Raw genomic sequence first — 2,992 nt, 5'->3', positions numbered from 1 at the left:
TCAGCATCTCCTCTCGCTGCCCCTCCCGTCTCCGATGATCGAAGACATCTAAGGGGGCTGCCGAGGGGGTCAACTTTGGACGCTGATTTCATCCAAAGAGGGGTCAATATTCCATGCTGATCAACAACCGCCAACCTTTTGGCAGTTCCCGGAAAAAACAGCTACTAGCAAATCTTATAGGTGGAGCCTCAATAGGTTGAGTCCGAAAATAATTATTCGGTCATTTGTCTGGAGCGGGAACCTCCTGCGATTTCGATAAAGAGGGAATCCAAGTTGTCAAAGGTGGGCAGTAGGGTGCGAATCCAGGAGGCTGTGTCCATGGGAAAAGACCAATCCCAAATTTTACATGGCGACTGGTTTCGACACTTTATCTAGATAAAACGTTGCTATTTTAGATAGTTATTGAATACAGAAAATAACGTCTCCGATTATAGCTGCTTAGAGAGGAAGATGCCCACGCCTCCCAGGGGAATTGGTCGGCGTGAGCTTTATTTATTTGCAGAATAATGATATTGTGATTCAGTTGAATATGCCATGGTTGACGTGTTGCGGTATTCAGGCAATAGAACGTGACATGAACTGTTTTGTGTCTTCTGAAGATCCTTGAAGATCAATTCAAAGTCTGGGTTAAAAACACGCAGGATTTTTGGCTATGTTGAGATCAATTTACGACACGTTCTGGGTAAAACTTGGTTGTGTCCGTCTGGAGCTCTCAGGATGATTTTCCCCTTAAAGTTTCTTCCAAAACATGAAGCCTTTCTGTTAATGGAGATAGTTTACAAATTTTCCACGATTGAAACGTGCGATGATTATAGAAATCTATTTAACGATTTAAATTTTTTTATCCCTTTTGACTATGCGACCTCAGGTTTGGTTGTAAGGAACAATCGAGGAGTCGTTCAAAGCTATGATCTCCTGAATATTAATTTTACAGAGGACTGGATCAGTGCGTATGATGAGCAGAAGATATACCTCGTCGATGTGACTGTTGAAGAGAATTTTAAATATTTTAAAACGCAATGCTGGAGGGAGACGTATAAAAAATATGACAATCCTAAAAAACTTTTGTCATTTGCGCACGATTATAATCTTACAAATGGTTATTCATGTGGAGCAAAAGCATTTGGATTATATAAAAAACCAAGTATGATTTCGTTTGTGTGGAATTTTGAGGAGAAATGCGAATACATATCAAGCATAATAGATTATATAACTCCTTACATTCACATTGCTCTCAGTAACGTGCTTTGTGTCGAAATGCTAATGACAAAGAGAGAAATCTTAACGGGGAGGGAGAAGGAGGTTGCTTCTTGGGTTAAAATGGGGAAAAGTTCTTGGGAGATATCAGTCATGCTTAAGATAAGCGAAGCAACAGTAAACTATCATATTGCCAATATAATGAATAAGCTAAACTCAGCAAACAGAGTTCAGGCCGTTGCGATAGCTTTGCAATATGGCATTATAGATTTTGATTAATGCGTATATTAATGATACTTGGTTTCCCATTGTCTTGTCTGCAGTACTCGGTGACCACACCGGACTCTTCTTTCCAGTAATTCTTGAATTTCTCTCTAACAACGCCAACGACAACACCAAGTAGACTTCCCAATCTGCTGCCGATGGAATATTCAAGAGACGGTCTGGATGGATGATTTTCCGGTTGGGGTGCTGCAACCTGGAGCGTTGTATAACGTCAATCCTGACCATCTTGGCGCGCCGTTGACGGTTACGAATGCCACTGGACAGATTATCTGGAGATGGGATCGCGATCATTACGGAAAATGCGAGATCCAAGAGTTGGAACATTTACGTACAATTTGTGATTCCCTGGTCAGTATTATGACAAAGAGACTGAGCTTCATTATAACTACTTCAGGGATTATAATCCGAAGACGAGAAGATATATACAGGCTGATCCGATTGGGTTGACTGGGGGTATAAATTTATATGGATTGTTGAAGGGAATCCTATTGGTTTCAGCGACCAATTCGGTTTATATTCAAAATTTGGTCCTTCCGGGTTTTCCGTGGGTAGCTCCGATCAGGAGCTTGTCGGATAATCGGTCAGCTACCCACGGAAAACCCGGAAGGACCAAAAAATTGTCTATTGGAAACCTGTCGGCTGGGGGACTTCCTTAGGGTTGGGGCGGCGTCGCTTGTTAGCAGCATAACCTACCAGTCCTTTGGTCCAGTGGCTTCCTAGACGCAGGGGAGTGGTCGACCTATGCTCGGAGTTTCGACCAAGATGGGCTGTTGACGGGCATCACCAACAACGAAGGCAACCGCAGAGCTTACCCCCCGACAAAACCTAGCGGCCGTAACTCATACCCCGGCCCTTAACGACTTTCTGTGCCTGTTCTTTGGCCAGTATCTTTTCTAGACCTGACTGTTTCATAATGGTATTTGCGTTTTCGTTGCCAATGACCTTAGCAACTTCCGCACAAATGGCTTTCTCGCCAAGAGAGTTTGACCAAGCTCCTTACAAGTATCAGAAAGACTTGAAGCAGAAGTCTTCAAATTTTTATGCAAACGCTCAAGCTTCTTTTCAGCCATCCGGTAATCAAGCGTTCCAGGCTGCATCTTCTCCATAGCGTTCCTGTGCTGCTCGCGGGCCTGAAAAGGATGCCACCATCCCTTCCTTGGCTTGGCGCTTCCAGTCAGCAATCATCGTTGGATGCACGTCGTACTTGCTGGCAAACTCGGTCAAGGTCAACTCGCCGGTCAGAGCCTCCAACGCCACCTTGGCCTTGAACTCCGCAGAAAATTTCCGTCGCTTGGACATCGAAACCGTCCTCCTCGCTTGAGGACTATAGCTTAACCGACTGTCCAATTTTCCGCGACCACCTCATTGAGGTGGCGAATTGCAGTAACCGTCAAAAGAACCCCTTCTTACGCCTCCTGAATTTTCTGGCATGGAGTGTCCCCAGGAGGGGCGACCATGGTAGCATCGGCACCGGAGCATAGATCCGAAAAGGCGGCGTATTGGGCTGGAC

The 2,992-nt window shown here is 44.8% G+C and carries 1 protein-coding gene and 2 pseudogenes; 2 read left to right on the top strand and 1 reads right to left on the bottom strand.

Annotated features, from left to right (window positions below; all coding sequences use genetic code 11):
- The first annotated feature begins 603 nt into the window (after window positions 1–603).
- Entirely contained in the window at window positions 604–1,476 is an 873-nt protein-coding gene (locus tag GTA51_RS20215; protein ID WP_160964284.1) for a helix-turn-helix transcriptional regulator, read from the top strand.
- A gap of 359 nt (window positions 1,477–1,835) precedes the next feature.
- Window positions 1,836–2,138, top strand: a pseudogene (locus GTA51_RS21545) (RHS repeat-associated core domain-containing protein); the annotation flags it as partial.
- 457 nt (window positions 2,139–2,595) lie between these two features.
- Here the strand turns inward: GTA51_RS21545 and GTA51_RS20200 are convergent.
- Window positions 2,596–2,781: pseudogene (locus GTA51_RS20200) on the bottom strand (transposase); the annotation flags it as partial.
- Window positions 2,782–2,992: the final 211 nt, after the last annotated feature.

This window comes from Solidesulfovibrio aerotolerans (genome assembly GCF_009856865.1).
Classification (GTDB): domain Bacteria; phylum Desulfobacterota; class Desulfovibrionia; order Desulfovibrionales; family Desulfovibrionaceae; genus Solidesulfovibrio; species Solidesulfovibrio aerotolerans.
The sequence above is the reverse complement of the archived record's forward strand: the minus strand, read 5'-3'. Positions and strand labels throughout refer to the sequence as shown.